We start from the raw sequence: 26,379 nt of genomic DNA, 5'->3' as shown, positions 1-26,379 counted from the left end.
ATACGCCCTTGCAAGCAACGCATACCCATGGGGTATCCATGCCGCAAGATCCATAATCCTAGCTTATTCCCAGACAACAAATCATCACACTATAATGATCACAAAACGATCGATCGACTCCAAATACAAGAGTCGGTCTGAAATTGTCATATATAAAGCAAGAAGACTTCACGTCTTCCTGCTCGCGTCCACTATCCAGTTCTCAAACCACCACGCACCACGCGTCCCACGATCCCGGAAGGAACCGTCCGACGCGAGGGCAGCGAATCGCACCGTCATCAAGACGGGGTGGCGACTCGGGGGCCCAAAAGCGTATCCGTACCACAGTCAAGAAGATTTTTTCCACACCAGCAGCCCCACACCCACGGAACATCCATGGGGGAGGCGACACCGGCCACCAAACAGTGGCCTGAATTCTCCGTAGAAAGGAGGTGATCCAGCCGCACCTTCCGGTACGGCTACCTTGTTACGACTTAGTCCCAATCACGAGTCTCACCTTAGACGGCTCCCCCCAAAAAGGTTAGGCCACCGGCTTCGGGTGCTACCCACTTTCATGACTTGACGGGCGGTGTGTACAAGGCCCGGGAACGCATTCACCGCGACGTTGCTGATTCGCGATTACTAGCGACTCCGCCTTCATGGAGTCGAGTTGCAGACTCCAATCCGAACTGAGACCGGTTTTAAGGGATCCGCTCCGCGTCACCGCGTCGCATCCCGTTGTACCGGCCATTGTAGCATGCGTGAAGCCCTGGACGTAAGGGGCATGATGATCTGACGTCATCCCCACCTTCCTCCGAGTTAACCCCGGCGGTCCCTTGCGAGTTCCCACCATAACGTGCTGGCAACACAAGGCGAGGGTTGCGCTCGTTGCGGGACTTAACCCAACATCTCACGACACGAGCTGACGACGACCATGCACCACCTGTGAACCTGCCCCGAAGGGAAGCCGCGTCTCCGCGGCCGTCAGGAACATGTCAAGCCCAGGTAAGGTTCTTCGCGTTGCATCGAATTAATCCGCATGCTCCGCCGCTTGTGCGGGCCCCCGTCAATTTCTTTGAGTTTTAGCCTTGCGGCCGTACTCCCCAGGCGGGATGCTTAACGCGTTAGCTCCGACACGGAACCCGTGGAATGGGCCCCACATCCAGCATCCACCGTTTACGGCGTGGACTACCAGGGTATCTAATCCTGTTCGCTCCCCACGCTTTCGCTCCTCAGCGTCAGTGACGACCCAGAGACCTGCCTTCGCCATTGGTGTTCTTCCCGATATCTACACATTCCACCGTTACACCGGGAATTCCAGTCTCCCCTGTCGCACTCTAGCCTGCCCGTACCCGGCGCAGATCCACCGTTAAGCGATGGACTTTCACACCAGACGCGACAAACCGCCTACGAGCTCTTTACGCCCAATAATTCCGGATAACGCTTGCACCCTACGTATTACCGCGGCTGCTGGCACGTAGTTAGCCGGTGCTTATTCGAAAGGTACACTCACTCTCGCTTGCTCCCAATCAAAAGCGGTTTACAACCCGAAGGCCTTCATCCCGCACGCGGCGTCGCTGCATCAGGCTTTCGCCCATTGTGCAATATTCCCCACTGCTGCCTCCCGTAGGAGTCTGGGCCGTATCTCAGTCCCAATGTGGCCGGTCACCCTCTCAGGCCGGCTACCCGTCGAAGCCTTGGTGGGCCTTCACCCCACCAACAAGCTGATAGGACGCGACCCCATCTCATACCGCTAACGCTTTCCCAACCATCCATGCGGAAGGTTGGAGCATTCGGCATTACCACCCGTTTCCAGGAGCTATTCCGATGTATGAGGCAGGTTAGTCACGTATTACTCACCCGTTCGCCACTCTCACCGAGACGCAAGCGCCTCGGATCCCGTTCGACTTGCATGTGTTAAGCACGCCGCCAGCGTTCATCCTGAGCCAGAATCGAACCCTCCACAAAAAAACGGAAGGCCTATCAAAAGGCTCTTATCCATATATATTCATTGACGGGACCGTTTCATAAGGAGAAACGATCCACACAAAAACCCCGACACCATTCAAGCCCCCCAGGGCACCCCACGAAAACGCGGGGCAGGCATCGGACTGGCAATCATAATTGACTATAAAAAGTAGTACAAATACGCTCTTGAGTTCTCAAACCACCACCACACCAACAAGCTGCATCCCTCACGAGGAGGAAGCCGCCGTGTTGAGCAGCAAGAGATAAACTTACACTCGATTGGCCTGTTGTGCAAATGGTGCACCGTTTGAATTCTCTCAATCGTTGCGACAACTGGGTTTCTCCGGCGTGTCGAATTCTCTCCGCCTCACCACAATCCAACCCAAGAACCCGTTTAATGCCATAAAACCGGTCCGATTACCGTCGAATCCGGGCATGTCGGCCACATCCATACCTTCACACCACCATCCGGACCCCCGCATATCCGATTACGGATTCGCGGGAACGCGGCCGGGAGATAAGCGGGGGTCAGGAACCGCCCGCGGCCGCCCTCAGGGTAATGAGGGGCATCACATAATGAACCACCGATAACCCATGAATCGATACCCCATAGGCTGGGCACCGGTCAGGTACGGGTGCAGTGCGGGTCACCATCGATTCGTCACTACTGCAACGCCCGGCATTTATACCGAACCGTTTACGCGCCAGCCGGCCACGACCGTGCTAAGCCTAGAACCATGACACATACTATTGCCGTATTAACCGGAGCCGGCATCTCCACATCGGCGGGCATACCCGATTTCCGCGGCCCGAACGGCGTCTGGACCAAGCATCCCGATCAGATGAGCGTCTACGATATCGACGCCTATATGTCCGACGTCAAACAGCGCGAGTATTCCTGGCGCTGGCAGCAGGAGTCTCCGGTGTGGAACGCACAGCCCGGGGAGGCCCACAAGGCCCTGGCGCGACTGGAGCAGGCCGGCATGCTCAACCTGCTCGCCACACAGAACTTCGATGCCCTGCACGAAAAGGCGGGGAACACGGCGAAGACCATCATCAACCTGCACGGCACCATCGGCACCTCGCATTGCATGCGGTGCCACGCCCGGTACGATACGGCCGACATCATGGCGCATCTCGACGAACGGCCGGACCCGCACTGCCGCCGCACCCTGCCGTACCGAGGGAACATGCCCTGCGGCGGCATCCTCAAGACGGATGTGGTCTACTTCGGCGAGATGTTGCCGGAAGGTTCGATCGAGACCTCCATGAAGCGCATCGCGAAGGCCGACGAGTTCTGGGTCATCGGCTCCACGCTCGAGGTGTTCCCCGCCGCATCGTTGGTGCCGGTGGCGGCGCAGGACGGCCTGCCCATCACCATCATGAACATGGGCCCCACGGCGTACGACCGGCTCGCCACGCATCTGATCCATGATGACATCGCGACGGCGCTGCCGGCACTGGTCGATGAGACCATCGCCCGCTACCGGGACTGAACGGGCCGGCCGCCGACCGCACCACGGTTCGGTCGAGTGACAATACGGTTCAACGACAATACGGGTGGGAGACACCATGGGAGGCACGACGCGGACGACCACCCGATGGCGGGGCATCAGTACATGCGATGCGGATCGAAGCCTGCCGCGCGCAGCGCCTCCAGCACCGCGTCGATATGCTCGGGACCATTGGTCTCCACGGTGACCCCCAGCGACACCGCACCGGTGTAGTGGCTCGATGCCTTGAACTGGTCGTGGTCGAGCTGGATCACATTGGCGCGCACTTTGGCCAGCACGGTCGCGACCTTGACCAGCTGACCGGGGGTATCGGGCAATTCGACTTCGAAATTCAGGATGCGCCCGCGCGATATCATGCCCTTCTGAATGACCGCGCCCATGGTGACGGTATCGATGTTGCCGCCCGACATGATCGGCACGATCACATGAGGCCCCTCATGACGGGCGAAGACGCTGCTTTGCGCGTCAAGGTGCTCCAACGCCGCAAGCGCCACCGCCCCGGCAGCCTCGACGACCAGTTTGTGCCGTTCGAGCATCAACAGGATCATCTCGTTGATGTCGCGTTCGCTGACGGTCACCAGATCGTCAAGATGTTCCCGCAGCAACGCGAACGGGAGGCCTCCCGGGCGTTTCACGGCCACGCCCTCGGCCGATGTCGCCACCGAACGGGCAGCCACGACGTGACCCGCGGCGAACGATTCCCGGAACGCCGGTGACCCCTCGGGGATGGCCCCGATGACATTGACGTCCGGGCGGAAGGTCGCGATGGCGAGCGCCACCCCGGCGCCGAGTCCGCCGCCGCCGAGCGGCACGACGATATCGGTGACGTCCGGCACCTCATCCAGGATCTCGAGTCCGATGGTCCCCTGCCCGCACAGCACCTCGTAATCGTCGAATGGGGGGATGAACACCCTATGGTCACGTTCGCTGAGCATCGCGGCATGGTCCGCGGCGTCGTCGAAGACCTCGCCATGCAGGACGACCTCGGCCCCGTAGGCCTTCGTCGCATCCACCTTCAACGGCGGCGTGCTGCGCGGCATGACGATGACCGCCGACGCCCCCCGTTCGCGTGCGGCGTACGCGACACCTTGGGCGTGGTTGCCGGCCGAAGCCGTCACGATGCCGTGCGACAACTGCTCCTGGGAGAGCGAGGCGATCTTGTTGTACGCCCCGCGGATCTTGAATGAGCCGGTGACCTGCAGATTCTCAGGTTTGAGCACCACCCGATGGCCGACCATGGCGCTCAGGGCCGGAGAATCGATCACCGCCGTCCGTCGGGCCGTACCCTGCAGACGCTCAGCCGCCTGCTTGAGTTCATGGGCGTGATCACGTTCGAGACACCGCTGCACCGCTTGCTGTTCCATATCGGGGATTATCGCGGATATGCACCGCATTCCCCTCGAACCGTCCATCGTATGAAACGATGCCATGGTTCACGGAATACCAATCCTCACCGCTTTCAGCGTGGACTGCGTTCCGGAAACCGCATCCGCGCAGCGCATCCGATGTACCCGCGCACCTCACGCGCACCTCGCCAACACCTGGCGAACGGGCTCAGTGGGCCTCGGATTCGGCGATGAGATAGCCGAACAGGCGATGCAATGCGGCCGCGTTGATGATGCGCGAACGGGCCTTCGTCGGTCCCGGCCCGACCTTGATCGTCCAGGCGCTCTCGGGCATCGCGGCGAACATGGTCTCGTCGGTGGTGTCATCGCCCACCGCCAGCATGAAGTCGTAGGAACCGCCCGATACCCACGGGCCAACGGCCTTGCCCTTGCTCGTCGTGAGCGGGCAGACCTCGACGACCTTGGAATTCTCCATCACCATCAGGCCCAGGGGACCGCATACCGTACGCAGCTCACCGACCAGGACAGGGCGCTCGCGCATCGCGCTGCGTTGGTCACTGGTGCGGTAATGCCAGGCCAAGGCGTCGGATTTGTGCTCGATGAACGACCGCGGCACCGTCTCGACAGCCTTCTTCATGACCTCCTCGATCATGGGCTGCCACGCCTTGGCATCCGGTAGATCCGGCGAGCGCCGCCACGTGCGTCCGTTGGCCGGAACATCACTGATCCATGCCCCGTGTTCCGCGATGAGACTCACGGGCAGGGAACCGAACCACCGATCCATGGTGTCGTGGCTGCGGCCCGAGACGATGACCAGATCGACACCGTCCTGTGTGGCCATGCGTCCGAGCAGGGCACGCAACGTCGTGGTGGGACGGGCATGGTCGGGATCGCGCACCAACGGCGTCAATGTGCCGTCGTAATCGCAGAGCAACAGCCGGCGGTGCGCCTGCCCCCACTGCTTCATCATGCTTTCGCGTTGATCCATGCGCAGGCGGCGATCGGCGAGCGACGGATCGGCGACCTGATGCAACGCATCGAGGAATCCGGCGCACCAGGTGCCCGCGGTCCGAGCCTTCAATCGGGCCTGCATGGCGCGGTTACGGCGCCGGGCCTCGGTCGCGTCGATCTCCAGGGCGTCGTGCAAGGCCTCGCAGGTCTTGTCGATATCGTACGGGTTGACGATGAAGGCCTCCGTTAGTTCACGGGCCGCGCCGCACATATCCGACAGCACCAGGGCGCCGTCACGGTCGTCGTGGCAGGCCAGGTACTCCTTGGCGACGAGGTTCATCCCGTCGCGCAGCGGGGTCACCAATGCCACGTCCCCGGCCGCGTAGATGCCGCACACCGGCTTGATGGGCAGCGAGCGCGTGATGTAGTGGATCGGGGTCCAGGCCAGCAACGAGTAGCGGCCGTTGATTTCACCGACGAGCTGGTCCACTTGTGCCTTGAGGCGTTGGTAGGTCTCGACACTTTCTCGCGAAGGCGTGGCCAGCAGGTAGTACGTGACGTGGCCGGTCCATTCCGGGTAGCGCTCGAGCAACCGTCCGAAGGCCCTCAGCCGCTCGGGGATGCCCTTCGTGTAGTCGAGGCGATCGACGGAGACCACGATCTTATTGGGCTTGGCCCGGTCCACTGCCGCGGCCGATCGAGCCAGATTGAGTTCCGGCATCTCCTCGTCCGCATGGTGGCTCCACCAGCTCCCGCTTCTCGAGCTCGCCTCCTGGGCGGCCGACCCCTCGGCACTCAGCGAGGTATTGTAGCGCAACCCCGGCCGCTTGCCACTGACCTCCTCGATACCGCGGCGCATGGCCTTGGCCAGGCTGGAATGCGAGGTGCGCCGGTAGAGGTTGTAGTCGATGCCGATGGGGAACGCGTCGACCGTCGCCGCGCGCCCGTCCTCCAACGCGATCCGGCCGTCGTCACCCGAATCGAGCCCCAACAGGGTCTTGACGCAGGCTTTGAAGTTATTGACAAAGTCGACGGTGTGGAATCCCAGGAGATCCGCACCCAACACCCCGTTGAGGATCTCACGGCTCCACGGCAGGGACCGGAAGATCTCCGGACTCGGGAAGGGCACGTGCAGGAACCATCCGATGGAGACCCCCGGGCAACGTTCCCGGAGCAGTCCGGGCAGCAGCATGAGGTGGTAGTCCTGAATCCATACGGTGTCACCCGGCTGCGCCACCGGCGCGACGGCCTCGGCGAACAGCCGGTTGACCTCCTGATACTTCTCCCAGGTCTTCGCATCGAACACGGCTTCGTGGGAGAAATCATGGAACAACGGCCACAAGGTGTCATTCGAGAAACCGGAATAGAATCCCGCGATCTGCTCGGCACTCAGGAACAGCGCGGTGCAACGTTTCGACTCGTATGCCGCACGGATCGACTCGACCTGCTCGTCGGAGTAGCGTTCGGGGTCGTCGCCGCTCCACCCCACCCACACGCAGTTGCGATGGGCCGCGTGATACGGACCGATCGCCGTCGCCAAGCCGCCAACGTTCTGCCTAATGGCAAAACTGCCGTCCTCCGCTTCATGCACGGAGAACGGCAGTCTGTTGGATACTATGATCAGTTTCGCCATACATACCCGTTTTCCACGGCCGGATGGAAACAGGGACTTCCCGCCCATGCGGCTCGTACCACTTCCACATATATCATATGGAGCCGAGAACGGGACCGGAAACGACCCCACGCGACCCCGCCAGGGGTCCGCGCGCATCAGGAGAGACGGTACACGAACGCCTCCCACGGCAACAGCCCGCCATCATGCATCGACGACAGGGTGCGTGCCTCCGAAACCGTACTGATGACCAGCTTCGAGGCCTCGAACCCGGCGCAGCTTGACTCGCCATCGCCGTCGGCACCTGGCTGCGTCGCCGTCTCAGCGAGCAGGGACCGGCTGTCGTGCGGCATGTTCGCCACACGCGAAGTCAGGTTCGCCACGACGAGCAGTTTCGACTCGGCGCCATCGGCCCGGGCCACGGTGCGCGTGAACGCATAGACGGCCGGATCCTCGACGTCGATGGCGTCCCAGACCCCCGCGGCCACCACCGCGTCGGTGTGGCGCAGGGCGATGAGTCTCTTGTAGAACGCATACACGGAATCGGGGTCATCGAATTCGGCCGCCACGTTGATGTCGACATGGTTGGGGTTGACCGCGATCCACGGCTCCGTCGGGGCATCGGGCGCGGTGAAGCCCGCGTAGCGCGACCCGTCCCATTGCATCGGGGTGCGCGCGTTGTCCCGGCCCATACGCGCGATGGCGTGGAGCATGGACTGCGGCGTCTGCACCTTCGCTTCATCGACGAGCTGGTGGTACATGTTGATTGACTCGAGGTCACGGTACTGCCCCAGTTCCGTGAACCCGGCGTTGGTCATGCCCAGCTCCTCGCCCTGATAGATGTATGGCGTGCCGCGGTGCAGATGCAGCATGAGCGCCAGCGCCTTCGCCGAACGGGACCGCAGCGCTTCGGTCGAGGTGTCGCCCCATCGCGAGACCACACGGGGCTGGTCGTGGTTGTCCATATAGAGACTGGCCCACCCGGCCTGCCGCAGTGCGGCCTGCTGCCGCATCATGACGGTGCGGAGCTTCGCCGGTTCGAACGGCGTCGGATTCCATTTGGACCCGTCCTGATCGATCCCGACATGGTCGAAGAGGAACAGCATGTCGAGCTCCTGGTGGGCCGGATCGCTGATATATCCGTTACGCACATCACTGAGGCCCGGCGCCTCGCCCACCGTGAGATAGCCGCTGCGACCGGCGAAGACCTCGCGGCGCATCTCGCGCAGGTACTCGTCAAGCCGCGGGCCATCAGTGCAGAAGGGACTCGGGGAGCTGTAGCCGTCCTCCAGCACGGGCCCATCGGCGATACCTGAACCGGCCTCACCAGGCAGCCTGCCCTCGGCGTCGAGCATCTTGGAGATCAACACGATCACATCCATGCGGAACCCATCGATACCACGGTCCATCCACCAATTCATCATGGCGTAGACGGCGCGCCGCAACTCGGGGTTCTCCCAATTGAGATCGGGCTGTTTGGCCGAGAACTGGTGCAGGAAATACTCGCCGCGTTGGGCATCGTACTGCCAGGCGGATCCGCCGAAGTACGAACCCCAACGGTTCGGCTCCGCCCCGGGCGTGCCCGGTTCGTGCCCGGCCCGCGCCGGCCGCCACCAATACCAGTCGGCGTGCGGATCGCCGGCATGGCGCGAAGCCTGGAACCAGGCGTGCTCGTCGGAGGTGTGATTGACCACGAGATCCATGACCAGTTTCATGCCGCGTTGGTGCACCGCGGCGATGAGCCGGTCCATGTCCTCGAGAGTGCCGAACATGGGATCGATATCCTGATAATCGGAGATGTCGTAGCCGTTGTCGTCCTGCGGCGAACGATAAACGGGGCTCAGCCACACCACGTCGACGCCGAGGTCGGCCAGATAGTCCAGTCTCGACTCGATGCCGCGCAGGTCGCCGAAACCATCACCATTGGAATCCTGGAAACTGCGCGGGTAGATCTGATACACCACGGCATTGGCCCACCACGGATTCGGGGTGGCGCCATTGGTGCGAATATCATCGGCGATGAACGCCCGTTGCGAAGCAACCATAACCGTACCTTTCCTTCTCTGCGACGATCGAAGCCGCGCCAACCGTGACCGCCACTCGGTCACGGATCTTTGACTGATACAACACGGCCGCCCGCGGAATGCACTCCTCCGCGGACGACCGTGTTACGCCGTTTATTTGACCGCACCCCTCATGACTCCGCCCACAACCCACTTCTGGGCGAAGATGTAGACGATGAGAATCGGAGCCATGGCCATGAGGTAGCTCGAGAAAGCCATCGGGTAATTGGTGGCGAACTGTGAGCTGAACACATACTGGGCCAGAGGAATCGTCTGGTTCGTCTGATCGGTAAGCACGATCAGGGGCATGAGGAAGTCGTTCCATGCCCAGAGCGCGGTGAGGATCGCAAGCGTGGCATTGATGGGACCCATCAGCGGGAAGATAATCTTCCAGAAGATGCGCCAGGTGCTTGCACCATCAATGCGGGCCGCCTCCTCAAGCGAGATCGGAATCGAACGGATGAATCCGGTCACGATGAACAGGTTGGTGCCCAGACCCAACACCGTGTAGAGAATCACCAGACCGAGCTGGTTATCGAGATGCCAAGAGCCCATCTGCTTGGCCAACGGCAGCATGATGACCGGGAACGGCACGAACATGGCGGCGATGAAGAAGTAGTACAGCAACCGGAAGAAGATCTTATCCATGTTGCGCGCCACCGCGTACGCCACGAAGGTGTTGGTGAGCAAGGTCAGGGCCACTGCGACGAGCGTGATGATCGCCGAGTTCATGGCGGCCTTGGGGTAATTCACTTTATTGGCGGCGTCGATGAAGTTCTGCCACTGCCACGTTGAGGGCAGTGAGAACGTGCCGGCCTCGCCCGGCGTCTTGAGCGCCGTGACGATGGCGAAGTAGAGCGGCACGAGGATGGTGAGCGACAGCACGCCGATCAGGCCGGTAAGCCACCAATTGATGTTGTGGTCCCTGTGATATTTGACCGGCTTGTCGTTGGCGGAGCCCTCCGTCGACAGCGTGGACATTGCAGTAGTCATGATGTGTGAACCTTCCCTCAGACCTTTTCCCGGTCGCCGAAGAATTTCAGCTGAATGAATGCGATGATGGCGAGCACGATGAAGAAGAGCACGGCGTTCGACGTCTGATAGGCGTATTCACCACCGGTCAGACCGCCCTTCCAGATGAGGTAGGTGACGGTTTCCGTCGCCGAGTTCGGTCCGCCATCCGTCAAAGCCACGACCTGATCGAACGTGCCCAGCGCGTTCTTCATCGTCAACACCAAGTTGATGGTGAAGAAGGGCCCGATCAACGGGAAGGTGATTTTCCAGAAGTTCTGCCAAGCGTTGACACCATCGATGGCGGCGGCCTCGTAGATCTGGTCATCGATGGTCTGCAGACCGGCGAGATAGATGAGGATGGAATACGCCACGCCCTGCCATACGGCTAGGAAGACGATCGGCACCCATGAGTACTGCTCGTTCGTAATCAGCGGGTCGGCCAGCCAGGCGATATGCAGCGACTTGCCCAAAGCGGGCAGCGGGGTCATGAAGATGTACTTGAACACATAGCCGATGACCAGCACACCCAAGGTGTAAGGCACAAAGAAGATCGCGCGAAACCCGTTCTTGAAGGCGATCTTGCCGTTGAGCGCCACCGCGAGGAACATCGCGAGGACGTTGATCAGTACGGTGATGACAATGGCGATGAAGAACGTGAACATATAGGCGCTGCCGACACGGCCGTCGCTGAACAGCGCGACGTAGTTCTTGAAACCGACCCATTTGAAGTTGCCGTAGCCCTGCGAATTCGTGAACGAATACGCAATGCCCTGAATGAACGGCACGTACAGGAAGACGGCGAACAGAACGGCCGCCGGGACGGCCATCCAGTAATACGCGGAATCCACCTTACGATCGGAGAACGCGGACATGCTCCGCTTCTTGGCTGGTTCCGCCGATTCTGATGCGCCTGGGCGCATAGTTGCACTAGACATACTCTTGCTTCCTTCCCTGCTTACTCAAACGTCCTAGCTTGGACTTTATCCCATTCGGACTGCATCGCATCGGTGAACTGCTGGACGTTGCCGGACATCACCAACGTCTGCAGGTAACCACCGATGTTGATCGAGGCCGGAATGTAATGGTCGCAGAAATCGGCGAGCCTGTTGCTGGCGAAGAACGGACGGATCCCCGTGAGAGCCTTGTTGCCGAAGTACGTCTTCTTGGACGGCGTGATGGCTGACTGGGCATCGGCGTAGGTCTTCAGCTGCTTCTCCTGCATGAGGAACCTCACGAACTTCATGGCCTCCCTGGGATGCTTGGTGTTGGCCCCCACGGTGAGCATGACGTCGTTGCCGGCGGTCAGGGTCTGCGCCTTGGGGTCATCGCTCGCCGGCATCTGGGCGAAACCAAGGTCCATGTGCGGGTTGATGAGGGTGATCTGCGGGATCGCATAGGTGCCCAACGGAATGATGGCGGCGGACCCCTTGGCGAAGTTCTGCGTGCCCTGCTGGTAGGTGACGCCCAGATCGGACTTGGAATACGTGTACAGCTTGGCCACCTTCGACCCCGCGTCGCCCCACAGCTCCTTGAAGTTCGTCGTGCCCCTCCTGAGGTCGGCGTATCTGCTTTCCGGCACCAGCGTGCCTGCCAAGGACGCGAGCGGCGCCTGGGTGGTCCAAGAGTCGGCCAACGAAGCCTGCAACGGGTTGATGCCCTTATCGGCGAAGAGCTGAAGCATGGCTTCGAACTCGGTCCAGGTCTTCGGCGGATTGTTCGGATCAACCCCGGCCTTGCGCCACAGTTCCTTGTTGTAGATGTACCCGGAGGCATTGCCGGCGAATGGCAGGCCATACAGACGTTTCTTCGCGGGATCGGTGGTCTGCACCAGATTCCTGGCGATCTTGACCATGCCCGGATTGAGCTCCTTGACCATCGGATCGTCCGTGAAGTCGTGGAAGACCCCCGATGCGGCGAACTGGCCGAAGTTGATGTCACCATTGAACGTAATGACATCGGGCACCCGGTTCTTCACGAATCGGGTGCGCAGATCGGTCTGCGCATTGGCGGAATTGTTGATATTCACATGAATACCGGGATTCTGCCTCTCGAATTCCGCCACCATCGACTTGAATTGATCAGCGGCCTCGGCCTTGAACTGGAAGAAATCCAGCGTGACCGACTGGGCGCCCGTGGAAGAACACCCGGCCATGCCGAGTCCCATCACGGCGGCGCATACCACTGTGACGGCCTTCTTCCACACCCGGCGCGCAGGCAGCATTGGCCGGCGTGTTTCCTCTGTTTGCATTACGCGACTCCTTAGCCCGAGGATCACAGCAACTGCGCTGCAACCGCACATGCACCAACCATAGGACCCCCGATCTTTTCTTCCCATCTCGCGCATTATGTCTCACTCGGCAAGAAATAAGCCACGAATTGTACAATAAGGGAAAATAATGCAGCGAAAGGACGGCATGCGTAGCGACAACGCACCGAAACGGTGGTTCATGGGATCGGATTTCACCCGACACGTGGCACAGGCCATCACCCAATACGGACCCATTTCACGCACTGCCCTCTCCCAAATCCTCGGACTATCGCAAGGTGCCCTGTCACGCATCACCAGCGACCTCATCTATGCCGGCGTGATCGAGGAGATCAACGACTCCACTCATGGGCCCGGCCGGTTGCCCCGCGATTTCACACCCAAGGAGCGTGCCGAACGTCGGGGCAGGCCCCGCACGTCGATGCGCCTGCGGGCCGAAGAACGTTCATTCGTCGGCGTATCCGTCCATGACACGGATGTAAGCGTGATCGTGGTCGATGCACTCTGCCATGAACTCACATCCTGCCATACCGAGTCGCTCGTCTCCACGGAGCCGCAGGCGGTAATCGCACAGATTGCAGGCATCGTGAACCGGGTGGCCGCCTCGGTGACACCTTCACCGGTCCTTGTCGGCGTAGGCATCGGCGCGCACACCCGGGAAGGCGTGGACGTGACCTATGCGCCGTTCCTCCATTGGGACGACACCGTACATGTCTCCGCGATGCTGGAGGAGGCCTGCGGCATACCCACCGTCATCGCGAACGACCTCAACACCCTTCTGGTGTATGAGAACTGGTTCGGCGCGGGCATCGGCCTGCCCCGTTTCGCACTCCTAACAATCGGCGTGGGCGTGGGCTACGCTCTGAGCGAGCATGGCCATCCGGTCGACGATCCCGATAACAGCTACGGACTGATCGGCCACGTCCTCGTCGACAACCACGGCCCCCGCTGCTTTGCCGGGCACGAAGGCTGCGCGCAGTGCCTCACCACGGCATCCCTCGCTCAGGAATATTCGACCATACTGGGGCAGGCGGTCGGATTCGACGACTTTGCGCACGATGCCCGGGCGGGCACACCGCAGGCGCAGACCCTCATCAACCGCACCTGCTTCCGACTGGGAACCCTGATCGCAACAGCGCAGAACTTCGCGCTGCCCCACACCATCCTCATCAGCGGGGAGATCTCGTTCCTGGCCCGACTCAACACCGAGTCCATCCGCAGCGGCATCCGCTCGTTCCGCCCGAGCCAGGCGGCACCCGTCAAGTTCACGATCCTCGACTTCTCATGGACCTATTGGGCGAAGGCGGCGGCCGGGCATGCCATCGCCCAATACATCGGATAGGTCGGAATGAATCCAGACCGGCTGCGGATGCAGACAAGGCTCTGGGCTCAGACCCTGGCGGCCTCGAACAACACGGCCTGCGCCACATTGATGGCCGGCGGACGGATGCCATAGGCGCTCAGCGTACCGCCGGACAGCTCCACACCCTTGTCGTTCCACCAGTACAGATCACTTTGGCCGCACCCGATACCCGGCGTCTCCAGATCCAGGCTAACGTCCATCGGACGCACGCGGTAGGTGGCTTCGGGATCCAGACCGGGCAGACGCACGGGTGCAGCCGGGTAAGTCTGGGAACTCGTCACCTGCGTGAAGCGGTAGACCGCCCTGGCCCGATCGGCGCTGACCATGCCGTCCAAGCGAACGGACGGATCGGTACCGTCGGCGTGCACCACGGTGCCGGTCGCGAAATCGGCGCGGTGACGCTTGAACTCCGCCACCCACGTGCCGAGCTTCTTGATGGCCTCATCAGGTTCGCGCAACAGATTCCATTCGATGCCCATATGGCCGAAGAACGCCGTCGCCATGCGCATCTCCTGGCTCGTCGCGCGACCGGTGGAATGCGCCGGACTGTCGCCCACGTGCTCACCCATCATCTCCGGAGGCACCACCAGCGAGGTGTACCGCTGGATGTCGGCCCGCTCGACCGGATCGACGCAATCGGATACCCAAATGCGGTCGGCGAGCTCCAGGATGCCCAGATCGACGCGGCCTCCGCCCGAGGCGCAGCTTTCGATCTCAAGACCCGGATGCGCCTGCTTGAGGGACCGGAACAGCCGGTATATGGCCAGAACCTGCCGGTGGATGGCCGGACGGCCCGTGCGGGGCGATACGGCTTCGGTCACCATCTTGTTGTGATCCCACTTGATGTAGTCGATGCCCAGCCTGGTGACCAGGGAATCGATGTCATGCCAGATCGTGTCGTAGGCGTCGGGATTGGTCAGATCGAGCACCTGCTGCCACCGTCCCTGCATCGGCAGACGGCCCGGGGTCGGACGCAGCACCCAGTCCGGGTGCTTCCGCGCCAGATCGGAATCGCCGTTGATCATTTCCGGCTCGAACCACAGACCGAATTCCATGCCCAGTCCGTGGACGTGTTCGGCGAGCGCATCGAGACTCTCCGGCCCATCGGGCCATACCTCCTGCGAGATCTGCCAATCACCGAGACCACGATGGTCGTCACGGCGGGAACCGAACCATCCGTCATCGACGACGAAGCGCTCGACACCCTCCTTCGCAGCTCGATCGGCCAATGCGGCCAGCGTGTCGTAGCGGTGCTGGAAGTACACGGCCTCCCAAGTGTTAAGAACCACCGGACGCGGGTTGTTCGCGAACTGCGGGTGACGGGACCGGATGAACCGGTGGAAGCGCGTGGCGACCTCGTTGAGGCCATCGCCATACGCACCGTAGAGCCACGGCGTGGTGTAGACATGCTCGTCGTCCTCGGCTGCGGCATCCGTCACACCATCGACGCTCGCAGCCAAGGAGATCTCGCCGCCGAACAACACCTCGCCGCCACCGATGACGGTCTGCGTATAGGGCAGGCGCTCGGCGGACAGCAGACTGTTACCGCTCCAACCGAGGTGGGTCGCGTACACCTCGCCATGCTCGAATCCGAACCCGGCGACACCGGCACACAACACCAGGGACGCGTCGAAATCAGGCCGGCCCGTCATGGAGAGACGCTCGAGCCTGCCCACGTTCAACGGCTGGCGCTGGGGAGAGCGCTCATGGAGATGATGACCCGTCGTGGTGAGCAGTTCACCGACCTGGGCGGGCACGAGGAAACCGAGCTCGATCTTGTCCACGGCCAGCGGCGAGGGACCGAGGTTGCGCACGGACGCTCGTTGGCGCAGCAGTCCGCTGGCGTCGAGCTCGATCACCCAGCGCAGGGCCACACCCTGCTCCTGATCGGAGGCCTCCACGACACAGGCGTACCGTTGCTCATCGATGCTGATGGCCGTGACGTGGAAGGCGCAGAACAGCTCGATGCCATCGCGGCGAACCACCAAACGGGACGCGCCCGTCCAGGATTCCGCCTGCGTGGGCAGGATGCTCGGCCACTGGGTGTCGTCCAGGGCCCCCGAGACACGCTGCGGTCGCAGGGCGTCATAGAGCCCGACGACCTCCTCGGGATGGGCCAGGGGCCGTCCCCAGTGGACCAGCCGGGGCAGCTCACCCTCCGGCCCCACCAGGGCGAAGGCGACCTTAGTCGCCGGATCCTCGGCATATACTGCGGTAAGCGCGAGCCCGTGGCTGGATGTGCCGTGCAGCATATCGATGTGTGTCATGACGACTCCTCTGTTCGTTATTGTGTGTTCGTTGACGTTACTGTTGCTACGTCATCCACCCGTCCACCGGCGGCCAAGTGACGACATCCCTCGTCGGGCACCGTCCGCTCGCCGGTGCGCTGTTGTGCACGATAGTACGGAAATCATTCCTTACCATGGGTACGGCGCGTTCCCTCGCCAGGTAAGAAAACAGGTTCAGTCGCGACTCCTCGTGCACTCACGTTGTTCGTCTGGTTGCGAAAAAATCCGACAGCAACGCTGTACATTCGACCTCGCACACTCCCCCCATCACTTGCGGATGATGGCCGACATGGGGATCCCTGGCGATATCCCACACCGAACCACAGGCACCCATCTTCGGATCCCAAGCACCGAACACGATGGCATCGATATGCGTTTGAAGCGCGGCGCCGGCGCACATCGGACACGGTTCCAGGGTCACCACCAGTGTGCAACCGCTGAGATTCCAAGGGGCGGCACGATTGCCCGATGACAGTGCCGAATCCGTATCCATGGATCGGGTCCCGCGGGACTGCGCGGCGTCACGCAACGCCTCGACCTCGGCATGCGCCAACGGATCGGCGCACCGCTCACGCCGATTGGCGCCCCGTCCGATCACCGCACCACCGGCGTCGAGGAGCACGGCACCCACCGGGACATCGCCCAGTGCGGCGGCCCGTCGGGCCAGCCCCATCGCCTCCCGCATGGCATCCTCATAACGCATGTCTCCAGTCTAAACTGACCGCGAGCGCGGGCCGACATGTCCCCAACACACCCCGTCCCTATAATGGGGGCAACAACACCCGGGAGGGGCAAGGGGACGATGGCGATGGATGCATTCATGCTGATTCTGGCCGTGCTCGCCGCCGTGGTCCTCTCCTCATTCCTGAGCCGGTTCATACCCAAGGTGTCGACTCCGCTCGTCCAGATCGCGCTGGGCGCGGGGCTCACGCTCCTGCCCTTCTACCCCAGGGTCGCCCTCGACCCCAGCCTGTTCATGGTGCTCTTCATCGCGCCCCTGCTCTATCTCGAGGCGCACGACATCGACAAGTCGGCGCTGGCCAAGACACTGCGCATGTCGATATCGCTGGCCATCGGCCTCGCCCTCATGACCATGGTGGTCATCGGCTACGCCCTGCACAACGCTTGGCCGATCATCCCGTTGGCGGCGGCCTTCGCCCTCGGTTCGGCCCTGGGGCCCACCGACGCGATCGCGGTCTCCTCGATCGGGCACGACGCATCCGTCTCGCCACGCCAACGCAGCGTACTCAAGGGCGAATCACTGTTCAACGACGCATCCGGCGTCGTCGGATTCCAGTTCTCTATACTCGCCGCGGTCACCGGCAGTTTCTCCCTGAGACACGCCGCAGGCGAGTTCCTCATCTCCTTTATCGGCGGCACACTGTTCGGGCTGGCCGTCGGCATGCTCTCCAACTGGCTCTTCGAGATGCTGCGCTCCTTCGGCTGGGAGACCACGACCACCCGGATACTCATGGAGCTGTTCCTGCCGTTCCTCATCTACCTGACCGCTGATGAGATCGCCCATGTCTCGGGCGTGCTGGCGGTCGTGGCGGCAGGGTTGGTCATCCGCTTCGACCGCACCGGCGTGGGGCCGAACGTATCGCGCACCAACATCGTGTCGAGCAGTGTGTGGTCCGTACTGTCGTTCAGCCTCAACGGCACCGTCTTCATCCTGCTGGGCATGCAGTTGCCGAACGCCATCACGACGACGTGGTCGCATTCGGCCGTCAGCCACGCCTTGCTCGTCGAGATCATCGCCCTGACCTGCGTGATCGTCATCGGGCTGCGCTTCCTTTGGATGGTGGCGGTTCTGGCCATCGCGCGCGACCGACGCACGGGCAAGCGGCGCAGGATGACGCCGCATCGCTGGCGTTCGGCCGCGGTCATGACCTTCGGCGGCCCCAAGGGCACCATCACGCTGTCCCTGATGTTCACCATCCCCTATGTCGTCAATTCCGGAGAGTTATTCCCGCTGCGCGACGAACTGATCTTCGTGGCCTCCGGCGTCATCATCGTGACGCTGCTCCTGGCGAACTTCATGCTGCCGTTGCTCGCTCCCAACGCCGAGGACATCCACCCCACCGAACTCACCGACATCACGATCACGCTCGTGCGCAGGACCGTCGAGGAGCTGTCGAACCGCGTCACCGACGAGAACCGGCGCGCCGTGCTGTACGTCATCGATTCCTATACCAAGCGCATCACCAGGCTCAAACAACAGGCGGGCCACGTGGACTCCCATGCCATGGGCGACCTGCAGAACGACGCCCTGCATTGGGAGAAGGATTACATCAAGGCGCAGTTGGATCACACCAAGGCGAGCACCGACATGGAACCTCGCGTGCAGGAGCTGCAGATCGAGGCCTGCGAGCGCATGCTCGACCAGATCATGAACTCGCTGCGCCACATCTCCAAGCCCACGTCATCGGGCAGAAACGTCTCGCAGATCAGGGGTCGCATGCGCGCGCTGCAACGGCGCCTGCAGATTGTGACGCGACGGGCCAGCAACAAATTCCTGCGCACCACGCCCCTGCTCAACGAACACGAAATCGCATCGTACGTCAGGACCTTGCAGGCCCAGGCTTTCGAACACGTCATCGACCGGTTGTACGAAGAGATGGGCAAGACCACCTACGGCACCGAGTATTGCTCTGCGCTGATTCTCGATTATCGTCGCGCCGAGGCGGCGTTGCGTTCACGACCGCGGCTGGTGAACGATGGCACGACGAGACGGCAGATCGACGAAATCAAGCACGAGAGCTATGCGATCGAACTCAACCTCATCCGCGACATGCTCGAGAGCGCCGAGATCACGCGACTCCAGGCCCGTCACCTACGCCGCAACGTCTATGTGATGCAGGTGGACGCCGACAGCGAGCTCTGATCGGCTCACATCACGCCTGAGGCGATGTTGTGTAACAGCAGCCACTGTCGGATATCAGAGAATTCCTCGAGGTTGACCGCATGGTCGAGACCATGGTATTGGTTGGCGCGCAGCCAGGTGTGATCCTCCAACCAGGCCGCGAAGGCGTAGGCCTCGGGTTTGGGTATGACGGTATCGCGATCCCCGTACCCGTAGAACGCCGGTATCTCCAGATCAGCAAGTCGATCATCGGCTGGGGCGGATCCGGGGACGCCGGCAGGCGCGAGGAACCCCGATAGGGAGATGACGGCGCGGTACCGCTCCGGATGAATCCGGAGAAGGTGCACGGCGAGCGCCCCACCCTGCGAAAATCCGACGGGAACGACCTCACGCTCCGCACGGACATGGTCACGTACCCAATCGTCAATGGCCGTTGCGGCGGCGAAGATATCGCGATCCAGATCATCCCCGATCGGCACGCTGTCATGGAACCAACTGTAGGCCCCGGCCATGCTGCCCAGACCGCCATCCCCGGGCGCCTGCAACACGAAGGGAGCCCGCAGCGAGGCGTAGTCGTTATGCGGCGCGATATAGCGCATCATGTCCGCCAGATCCGACTCGTTGGATCCCCAGCCGTGCACGCACAGCAACAACGGGCGCGTGGGCAGGGCCCTGCCGTTCCCACGGGAGAAAACGGCGTGCGTCACCCGCACCGAATCGCCGAACCGGCCGGGAACCACCGTCGAGATACGTCCTGCCGCAACACCATGCTGTTCCATGTTCACAATATACGTCGTTTCGTCACCGAACCGTCTCCTGGCTTCCACCCCAGAGTCCTTTCAGGGCCGTCATCGCCTGGCGATCGCCGACGGCCATCCACCGGCCGGCGTACAGCATCCGCCAATCACCCTTGGCGCGGGCGTCATCGGCATGCCCTTCGAGTTGTTGCGTGATGGCGGATTTGACCAGACCCCGATCCATGGAGGCCGATGCCTCACTGTCGAACGTGACGAAGGCCGTGCGAGTGTCCTTGCAGTACGATGCGGCCTCAACCCCGGGATAGCCGCTGACTTCGATGTCGTGCCATCCGCCGGAACATTGCCCCGCGGCGCGTTCGACGCCGGCCTTCATCCCCTGCACACTCGATGCCGGCGCCTCATCACGCACCGGGGGCTTGATCACGCCGCCAGGCACGGCACGGCCCACCAACACCCCCAGCACCAGGATGAGCACCGCAAAGATGACCAAGATCACGGCCGTGGCGCCCCGGTGCCGGCGTCTGCGGTGCAGACCGCGAGCCGCCCGTCTTGCCACCACCCCGAGCACGATGGCGACGAGCGCCATCACGCCCATCCCGACCATCAGCGCCTGGTCGCCCACCGGTGCGGGGAGTGCCGCCGGCGCGACGGCATGGACGAGCACCACCAGCGCCGCACACAGCGACATCACGGCGCATATGGTGCCCCAGGCCGCAGCGCCACGGCCGTCGCCGTGAGGCGCGGTCCCATGCGCCGGACCACGCCCGGACCCCATCGAACCATGGACGTCGGGCTTGGCATCGGTCTCACCAGCGGACGTGGGCATATCCCGTGTATCAAAGTCGTCGAAATCGTCACTCATATCCCGCTCCCTCTCTCGCGGGCGGCACCATCGCGTGAGCGCCGCCCGATAACGGTCCTACGGACCGGTGCGCCCGAACGCTGGGTATCGGCTGGCCGCATGACCCTGACCTCGATTCCCAGCCTAGCCCGTGGTGACGGCCGCACGGCAATAAAAAACCCGGCGGGGTTGACCGCCGGGGAGAAAGGAGAGAAGAAGAAAGGATTCAATTATCGGGAACGGCTGCTGTTCCTGACCAACTTTTGTTGATACCTCAGAGTAAAGCAGGGTCGGCTTAGGGAATCGCGTATGTTGTCTGATAACTGGCTGGGATTACCTGAAAGTTGTCTGGGAATTCCATCGCCATGTCACTGCCGCGACCCAGCGCGACAGGCACTAGACTGAACCCATAGGAACAATGTCACGCATCTGGCCGAGCGCGGCACATGCGGCCCGGCATCCGCAGGTCATTGACGCCACGGCCATCACCAAGGAGCAATATGCTGCTATCCGATCACGATATTCTCGACGCACGCGACCATGGGCATCTCGCTCTCGAGCCCTGGACCCCCGAGATGGTGCAACCGGCGTCCATCGACGTGCGTCTCGATCGATTCTTCCGGTTGTTCAACAACCACGCCTATACGTATGTCGATCCCGCCGAAAACCAGGGGGCGCTGACGGAGCAGTTCGAGGTGAAGCCGGGGGAACCGTGGATCCTGCATCCCGGCGAATTCGCCCTGGGCTCCACCTGGGAACGCATCACTTTGGACGCCTCGATCGCCGCACGCCTGGAGGGCAAGAGTTCGCTGGGACGCCTGGGTATCCTGACCCATTCGACCGCCGGCTTCATCGACCCCGGCTTCGACGGCCACATCACGCTCGAACTCTCCAACGTGAGCACCCTGCCGGTCAAGCTTTGGCCCGGCATGAAGATCGGGCAGATGTGCTTCTTCTCCCTCAGCTCGCCGGCCGAGCACCCCTACGGCTCCGCGGGCACCGGCTCGCACTATCAGGGCCAGCGCGGACCGACACCGAGCCGTTCATACATCAACTTCTACAAAGCGGACATCGATGACTGAGATCGGCCATTAAGGCCGGATCACCCTGACCGCACCACTATGACCACACTATGGCGAATCCCCCCAATGCCGTTGGGCATCGGGGGGATTCGTCGTCTCACGCCGTCGGCATTCAGTCCTGTCCGAGATCGACCGAACCGCGATGGCGGGCGCGCAACACGATCTTGCGCAATTCGGAGGCCACAAGCACCAGCAATGCCAGTCCCATGCACTCCAGCCAGTCGGTCAGGGTCAGCGGCACCGTGCCGAAGGCCGTATTGAGAATCGGCACATAGATGACCAACACCTGCAACGCGGCGGATACGGCGATCGCACCCCACAGCCAGCGGTTGGTGAACAGGTGACTGAAGAAGCTGTGCAAGTGCGAGCGCGAGGCCAACGCGTTGAACATCTGGGCGAAGACGAGAATCGTGAAGCCCATCGTCCGCGCCTCGACCATCTGCGCGTCATGGCCGATGGCCTCGACGCTGCGGTCGGTGAACAATCCGCCCGACAGATGCATGTCCATGCCGATCAGGGTGACGACGGCCATCACCAGACCAATGAAGACGATGTCGCCCCACATCGGCCGGTCGATGACGTTGTCCTTCATGCTGCGCGGATGACGTTCCATGACATCGTCGCTGGTGGGATCCACGCCCATGGCAAGGGCCGGTGCGGCATCGGTGAGCAGATTGATCCAGAGCAGCTGCGTGGCCAGGAGCGGCAGGGTGACACCCCGCGACTCAGGCTGCGTGATGCCGAGGAACCCGGCGAAGATGACCCCGAAGAAGACGGTGAAGACCTCGCCGACGTTGGAGCTCAGCAGGTAACGCAGGAACTTGCGGATATTGTCGAAGATGCCACGACCTTCACGGACCGCATCGACGATCGTGGAGAAGTTGTCGTCGGCGAGGATCATCTTCGCCGACTCCTTGGTGACCTCGGTGCCGGTAACACCCATCGCGACGCCGATATCGGCGGCCTTGACCGCCGGGGCGTCATTCACGCCATCGCCGGTCATCGCCACGATGTTGTGCTGCCGCTGCAAGGACTTGACGATGGTCAGCTTGTGCTCCGGCGCGACCCTGGCGTAGACCGACACCTTCGAGGTCGCCCGATCCAACGCATCCTGGTCGGTGAGAGCGTCCAACTGATCGCCCGTGAGCGCCTCGCCCCCCTCGCTCACGATGCCCAGATCGGAGGCGATGCGGGTGGCCGTGAGCGGGTGGTCTCCAGTGATCATGACCGTGCGGATGCCGGCCTTATGGGCCTCCTTGACGCTGTCGCGGACTTCGGTACGCGGCGGATCGATGATGCCGACCATGCCGGCCCAGATGAGCTGGGACTCGATGACATCGCTCTGTTCCGCGATGTCGACGACCTGCCCCGCCGCGTCGGTTTGGATGCCGGGAATCTGCGACAGGGACTGCGTCTCCAACGGGCGGTAGGCCTGGCCCAGCGTCCGGTAGGCTTGCGAGGACAGCCGCTCGACGGTGGCCTGAATGTCGGCACGGTCGCCGTCGGTGAGACGCCGTACGGCGTTGCCCACGGCCATATGGGTGCACAGCCCGAGCAGCACGTCGGGAGCGCCCTTGGCGAAGACGGTCAGTATCCCGTCGTCGGCGGTGTTCTTGGCGATGATCGACATGCGCTTACGTTCCGAAGTGAACGGCACCTCGGCGACGCGTTGATAGCTCGCATAGTGGCGGTTGGCCTTGGCCTTGCGGGCGGCAACGAGGATGGAGACCTCAGTGGGGTCACCAACCGCCTCCCAATCGCCGTCACGCTCACGCAGGTCCCCGTCATTGGCCAGAGCGCCGATGCCGAGCGTGGCGACGGCCTCATGCAGCAAGGTCGCATCGACCTCATCCGTCCCGCCGTCCGACAACACACGGCCCTCGGGACGGTATCCGGTCCCGGTGACCTGGACTTCTCCGCTCGCGGTGGCGACGCGTTCGACGGTCATTTCGTTACGGGTCAGCGTACCGGTCTTATCCGAGCAGATCACCGAAGCCGAGCCCAAGGTCTCGACGGAGGACAGTTTCTTCACGATCGCGTGATGCGCGGCCATCCGCTGCACGCCCAGGGCAAGCACGACGGTCAGAATCGTCGCTAGCCCCTCGGGCACGGCGGCGACGGCGAGGGAGACGGACAACAGGAGGGAATCGATGACGTCGTGGATGTCATGGAAGCCCTCCACCACGGCGAGCGCGACGAGGACGATGACGGCGATGATGCATACGGCGATGCCCAGGATCTTGGACACCCGGTTCATCTCACGCTGCAGCGGGGTGATCTCATCCTCCGTATGGGAGAGCATCTCGGCGATATGACCAACCTGGGTCCGCATGCCGGTCGCGGTGATGATCGCACGGCCGGTGCCCTGGGTCACGGCGGTGCCGTTGAACACCATATTGGTGCGGTCGCCCAAGGCCTTGGCACCGGTCAGCGTATCGGGACGCTTGCCGACCGGAACGGACTCGCCGGTCAGGCTCGCCTCGGCGATGCGCAAGGACGCGGCGGCCACGAGCCTGCCGTCGGCGGGGACCGAATCGCCTTCGCCCAGCACCACGATATCGCCCGGCACCACGTCGGTCGTGCGGATCCGAGACACCTTACCGTCCCGGAGCACCGAGGTCTGCGGCGCCGTCATCTTGGACAGCGCCTCGACGGCCTGCTCGGCCTTGGCCTCCTGGATATAACCCAACGCCGCATTCACCAACAGGATCAGCACGATGACGATGGCGTCGAACGGCAAGGCCTCACCATGGGACCCGGGAGCGGCGTTCAACCGCTCGATGATCCATGCAATGACCGAGATGATCGTGGCTGCGAACAACAGATACACCAGCGGGTCGCGGAACTGCTGCAGGAATTTCTTCCATCGCGGCACGGGCGGCGCGCTCTCCAGCTCGTTGCTGCCGAATTGCTCCCGGCGACGCTGTGCCTCCTGCTCGCTCAACCCCACCTTCGGGTCGACGTCGAGCGCCTTGGCGACGTCCACCGCATCGGACAGCGACGGATCGGCCGCATCGGTCGGAGCGTCATGCGCGGCGTCCTGCGGTATGGCGTCCGTCAGCTCCATGGGGATCTGCGGACGGGGCTCATCGGCCTGCTCGGTTACTGGTGGTGTCGTCGAATGATCATCAGATCGACCAACCATGGTGACTCCTTGGATTGGCCGCGAAGTAGTCAACCGAACCCGTGACATGCGTCCCCGATGCGGCTGCGCGGTAAGTGTGCGTCGGGGCTTCTGCCGCCGACACGTTCCTTTTCATAGTACGGCAACGCATGACGACGGAGGGACGGTGCACGGGCAACCCGCCGAACGCTGTGCCCTCAGCGCAATCGCACACCCCGCAGCGCCGGAGCGACACGGCTTCCCCGACCGCCAAATGCCATGGGGTGCTGGGAGAATGGCGGCTATGACTATGAAGAAGGGTCCGACCAAGGGGTCGGGCGGCAAACATCGTAATGCCCTCAGGGGCAAGGGACCGACGCCCAAGGCGCAGGACCGCACCTATCACAAGGCATACAAGGAGAATAAAACGGCGGAACGGCGCAGGATCTCCGATCCCCGCATCGCGGCACGACGCCGCGTGGCCCGATTCACCTCGGACTCCGACGACCTGGTCATCGGCCGTAATGCGGTGCTCGAAGCGCTACGCGTCGGTGTACCCAGCACACAGCTGTATATCGCCAGCCGCATCGAGCATGACGACCGGACGAGGGAGATCGTCAAACTCGCCGGCATGCACGGGCTCAATCTGCTCGAGGCCGACCGTCTGGAAATGGACCGCATCGCGCGATCATCCAACCACCAGGGCGTGATCCTCAAAGCCCAGCCCTACCAGTATTCCTCCCTGCAGAAACTCGTCGAGCACGCCGATAAGAAGAACGAGGCCATGCAGATCGCCGATTCCGAACAGGCGCGCGTGTCGGCCAGGCCGCTGTTCATCGCCTTGGATGGTGTCACCGACCCGCAGAACCTCGGCGCGGTGATCCGCTCGGCGGCTGCTTTCGGCGCCAATGGCGTCATTCTGCCGGAGCGTCGCTCCGCATCGGTCACGGCGGCGGCATGGAAGGTCTCGGCCGGTGCGGCCGCCCACATGCCGGTGGCTCGCGTCGTGAACCTCACCAAGGCTTTGGAAAGCCTGCAGGAACGCGGGTACTACGTCGTCGGTCTCGACGGCGGCGGCACCAGCTTCGTCGGGGAGACGGGTTTCGAATCCGATCCGCTGGTCGTGGTGCTGGGTTCCGAAGGCAAAGGGCTGAGCAGGCTCGTCAGGAACACCTGCGATTCGATCGCCGGGATTCCCATGAGCACACTTGTCGAATCCCTCAACGCCTCGGTCGCCGCGGGCATCAGCCTGTATGCGGTGGCGCGGGCCAGGCGCACGGCCAAACCACAGGACTGATCGGCCGCCTACCGCCGGAGCGTACCCCGTTCCGGCGGGCCCTCACCGGTGATTTCTCGGCTGCGGATACC

At 62.6% G+C, this 26,379-nt stretch carries 17 protein-coding genes and 1 rRNA gene; 6 read left to right on the top strand and 12 right to left on the bottom strand.

The genetic code is table 11. The features are described 5' to 3' along the window. Positions 1 to 424: 424 nt before the first annotated feature. A 16S ribosomal RNA gene (locus BMON_RS02455) occupies positions 425 to 1,947 on the bottom strand. A gap of 737 nt (positions 1,948 to 2,684) precedes the next feature. Here BMON_RS02455 and BMON_RS02450 point away from each other — a divergent pair. Further along, positions 2,685 to 3,443 carry an SIR2 family NAD-dependent protein deacylase gene (locus tag BMON_RS02450; protein ID WP_033513552.1) on the top strand — a complete coding sequence of 253 codons (759 nt, stop codon included), beginning with the start codon at positions 2,685 to 2,687 and terminating at the stop codon, positions 3,441 to 3,443. Positions 3,444 to 3,559: 116 nt separating this feature from the next. On the opposite strand, the gene ilvA is transcribed toward BMON_RS02450, so the two are convergent. The 6 genes from ilvA to BMON_RS02420 form a co-directional block, all read right to left on the bottom strand. Then, positions 3,560 to 4,825 (bottom strand): threonine ammonia-lyase, encoded by a 1,266-nt coding sequence (gene ilvA / locus BMON_RS02445; protein ID WP_033513558.1) that lies wholly within the window; start codon positions 4,823 to 4,825, stop codon positions 3,560 to 3,562. Between the two features lie 190 nt (positions 4,826 to 5,015). Further along, positions 5,016 to 7,391 (bottom strand): bifunctional alpha,alpha-trehalose-phosphate synthase (UDP-forming)/trehalose-phosphatase, encoded by a 2,376-nt coding sequence (locus tag BMON_RS02440; protein ID WP_033513554.1) that lies wholly within the window; start codon positions 7,389 to 7,391, stop codon positions 5,016 to 5,018. 137 nt (positions 7,392 to 7,528) lie between these two features. Beyond that, the gene (locus BMON_RS02435) at positions 7,529 to 9,415 is read right to left on the bottom strand and encodes an alpha-glucosidase (RefSeq protein ID WP_034885233.1); all 1,887 of its coding nucleotides are present in this window, start codon (positions 9,413 to 9,415) and stop codon (positions 7,529 to 7,531) included. A gap of 132 nt (positions 9,416 to 9,547) precedes the next feature. Further along, complete coding sequence (locus BMON_RS02430; protein ID WP_033513561.1) at positions 9,548 to 10,426, bottom strand: carbohydrate ABC transporter permease; 879 nt, start codon at positions 10,424 to 10,426, stop codon at positions 9,548 to 9,550. 17 nt (positions 10,427 to 10,443) lie between these two features. Beyond that, on the bottom strand, positions 10,444 to 11,382 hold the full coding sequence (locus BMON_RS02425; RefSeq protein ID WP_033513563.1) for a carbohydrate ABC transporter permease: 939 nt from the start codon (positions 11,380 to 11,382) through the stop codon (positions 10,444 to 10,446). A 20-nt stretch (positions 11,383 to 11,402) separates the two neighbouring features. After that, positions 11,403 to 12,668, bottom strand: a complete 1,266-nt coding sequence (locus tag BMON_RS02420; RefSeq protein WP_237745296.1) for an ABC transporter substrate-binding protein — start codon at positions 12,666 to 12,668, stop codon at positions 11,403 to 11,405. Positions 12,669 to 12,861: 193 nt separating this feature from the next. Between BMON_RS02420 and BMON_RS02415 the strand changes: the two genes are divergently transcribed. After that, complete coding sequence (locus tag BMON_RS02415; RefSeq protein ID WP_033513576.1) at positions 12,862 to 14,055, top strand: ROK family protein; 1,194 nt, start codon at positions 12,862 to 12,864, stop codon at positions 14,053 to 14,055. 47 nt (positions 14,056 to 14,102) lie between these two features. On the opposite strand, the gene BMON_RS02410 is transcribed toward BMON_RS02415, so the two are convergent. Further along, positions 14,103 to 16,343: an alpha-galactosidase gene (locus BMON_RS02410; protein WP_033513566.1), complete on the bottom strand. Its 2,241-nt coding sequence runs from the start codon at positions 16,341 to 16,343 to the stop codon at positions 14,103 to 14,105. A 217-nt stretch (positions 16,344 to 16,560) separates the two neighbouring features. Next, the gene (locus BMON_RS02405) at positions 16,561 to 17,067 is read right to left on the bottom strand and encodes a nucleoside deaminase (RefSeq protein WP_033513567.1); all 507 of its coding nucleotides are present in this window, start codon (positions 17,065 to 17,067) and stop codon (positions 16,561 to 16,563) included. A gap of 105 nt (positions 17,068 to 17,172) precedes the next feature. Here BMON_RS02405 and BMON_RS02400 point away from each other — a divergent pair, with 105 nt between their 5' ends. Then, a complete protein-coding gene (locus BMON_RS02400) occupies positions 17,173 to 19,248 on the top strand; it encodes a cation:proton antiporter (protein ID WP_033513578.1) in 2,076 nt (691 codons plus the stop codon). A gap of 5 nt (positions 19,249 to 19,253) precedes the next feature. Here the strand turns inward: BMON_RS02400 and BMON_RS02395 are convergent, their stop codons facing one another. Both BMON_RS02395 and BMON_RS09170 read right to left on the bottom strand, forming a co-directional pair. Further along, the gene (locus BMON_RS02395) at positions 19,254 to 20,006 is read right to left on the bottom strand and encodes an alpha/beta hydrolase (protein ID WP_033513579.1); all 753 of its coding nucleotides are present in this window, start codon (positions 20,004 to 20,006) and stop codon (positions 19,254 to 19,256) included. 22 nt (positions 20,007 to 20,028) lie between these two features. Further along, entirely contained in the window at positions 20,029 to 20,847 is an 819-nt protein-coding gene (locus BMON_RS09170) for a hypothetical protein (protein WP_051917800.1), read from the bottom strand. Between the two features lie 99 nt (positions 20,848 to 20,946). On the opposite strand from BMON_RS09170, the gene BMON_RS09840 reads away from it, so the two are divergent. Next, complete coding sequence (locus BMON_RS09840; protein WP_156098612.1) at positions 20,947 to 21,096, top strand: hypothetical protein; 150 nt, start codon at positions 20,947 to 20,949, stop codon at positions 21,094 to 21,096. A 230-nt stretch (positions 21,097 to 21,326) separates the two neighbouring features. Then, positions 21,327 to 21,908 (top strand): dCTP deaminase, encoded by a 582-nt coding sequence (gene dcd, locus BMON_RS02385; protein ID WP_033513569.1) that lies wholly within the window; start codon positions 21,327 to 21,329, stop codon positions 21,906 to 21,908. 112 nt (positions 21,909 to 22,020) lie between these two features. Here dcd and BMON_RS02380 read toward each other — a convergent pair whose 3' ends face one another. After that, positions 22,021 to 24,975 carry a cation-translocating P-type ATPase gene (locus BMON_RS02380; protein ID WP_051917802.1) on the bottom strand — a complete coding sequence of 985 codons (2,955 nt, stop codon included), beginning with the start codon at positions 24,973 to 24,975 and terminating at the stop codon, positions 22,021 to 22,023. Positions 24,976 to 25,315: 340 nt separating this feature from the next. Between BMON_RS02380 and rlmB the strand changes: the two genes are divergently transcribed. Further along, positions 25,316 to 26,308: a 23S rRNA (guanosine(2251)-2'-O)-methyltransferase RlmB gene (gene rlmB, locus BMON_RS02375; RefSeq protein ID WP_033513571.1), complete on the top strand. Its 993-nt coding sequence runs from the start codon at positions 25,316 to 25,318 to the stop codon at positions 26,306 to 26,308. The last annotated feature ends 71 nt before the right edge of the window (positions 26,309 to 26,379 follow it).

Source organism: Bifidobacterium mongoliense DSM 21395 (assembly GCF_000741285.1).
In the GTDB taxonomy this organism is placed as follows: Bacteria; Actinomycetota; Actinomycetes; order Actinomycetales; family Bifidobacteriaceae; genus Bifidobacterium; species Bifidobacterium mongoliense.
The sequence above is the reverse complement of the archived record's forward strand: the minus strand, read 5'-3'. Positions and strand labels throughout refer to the sequence as shown.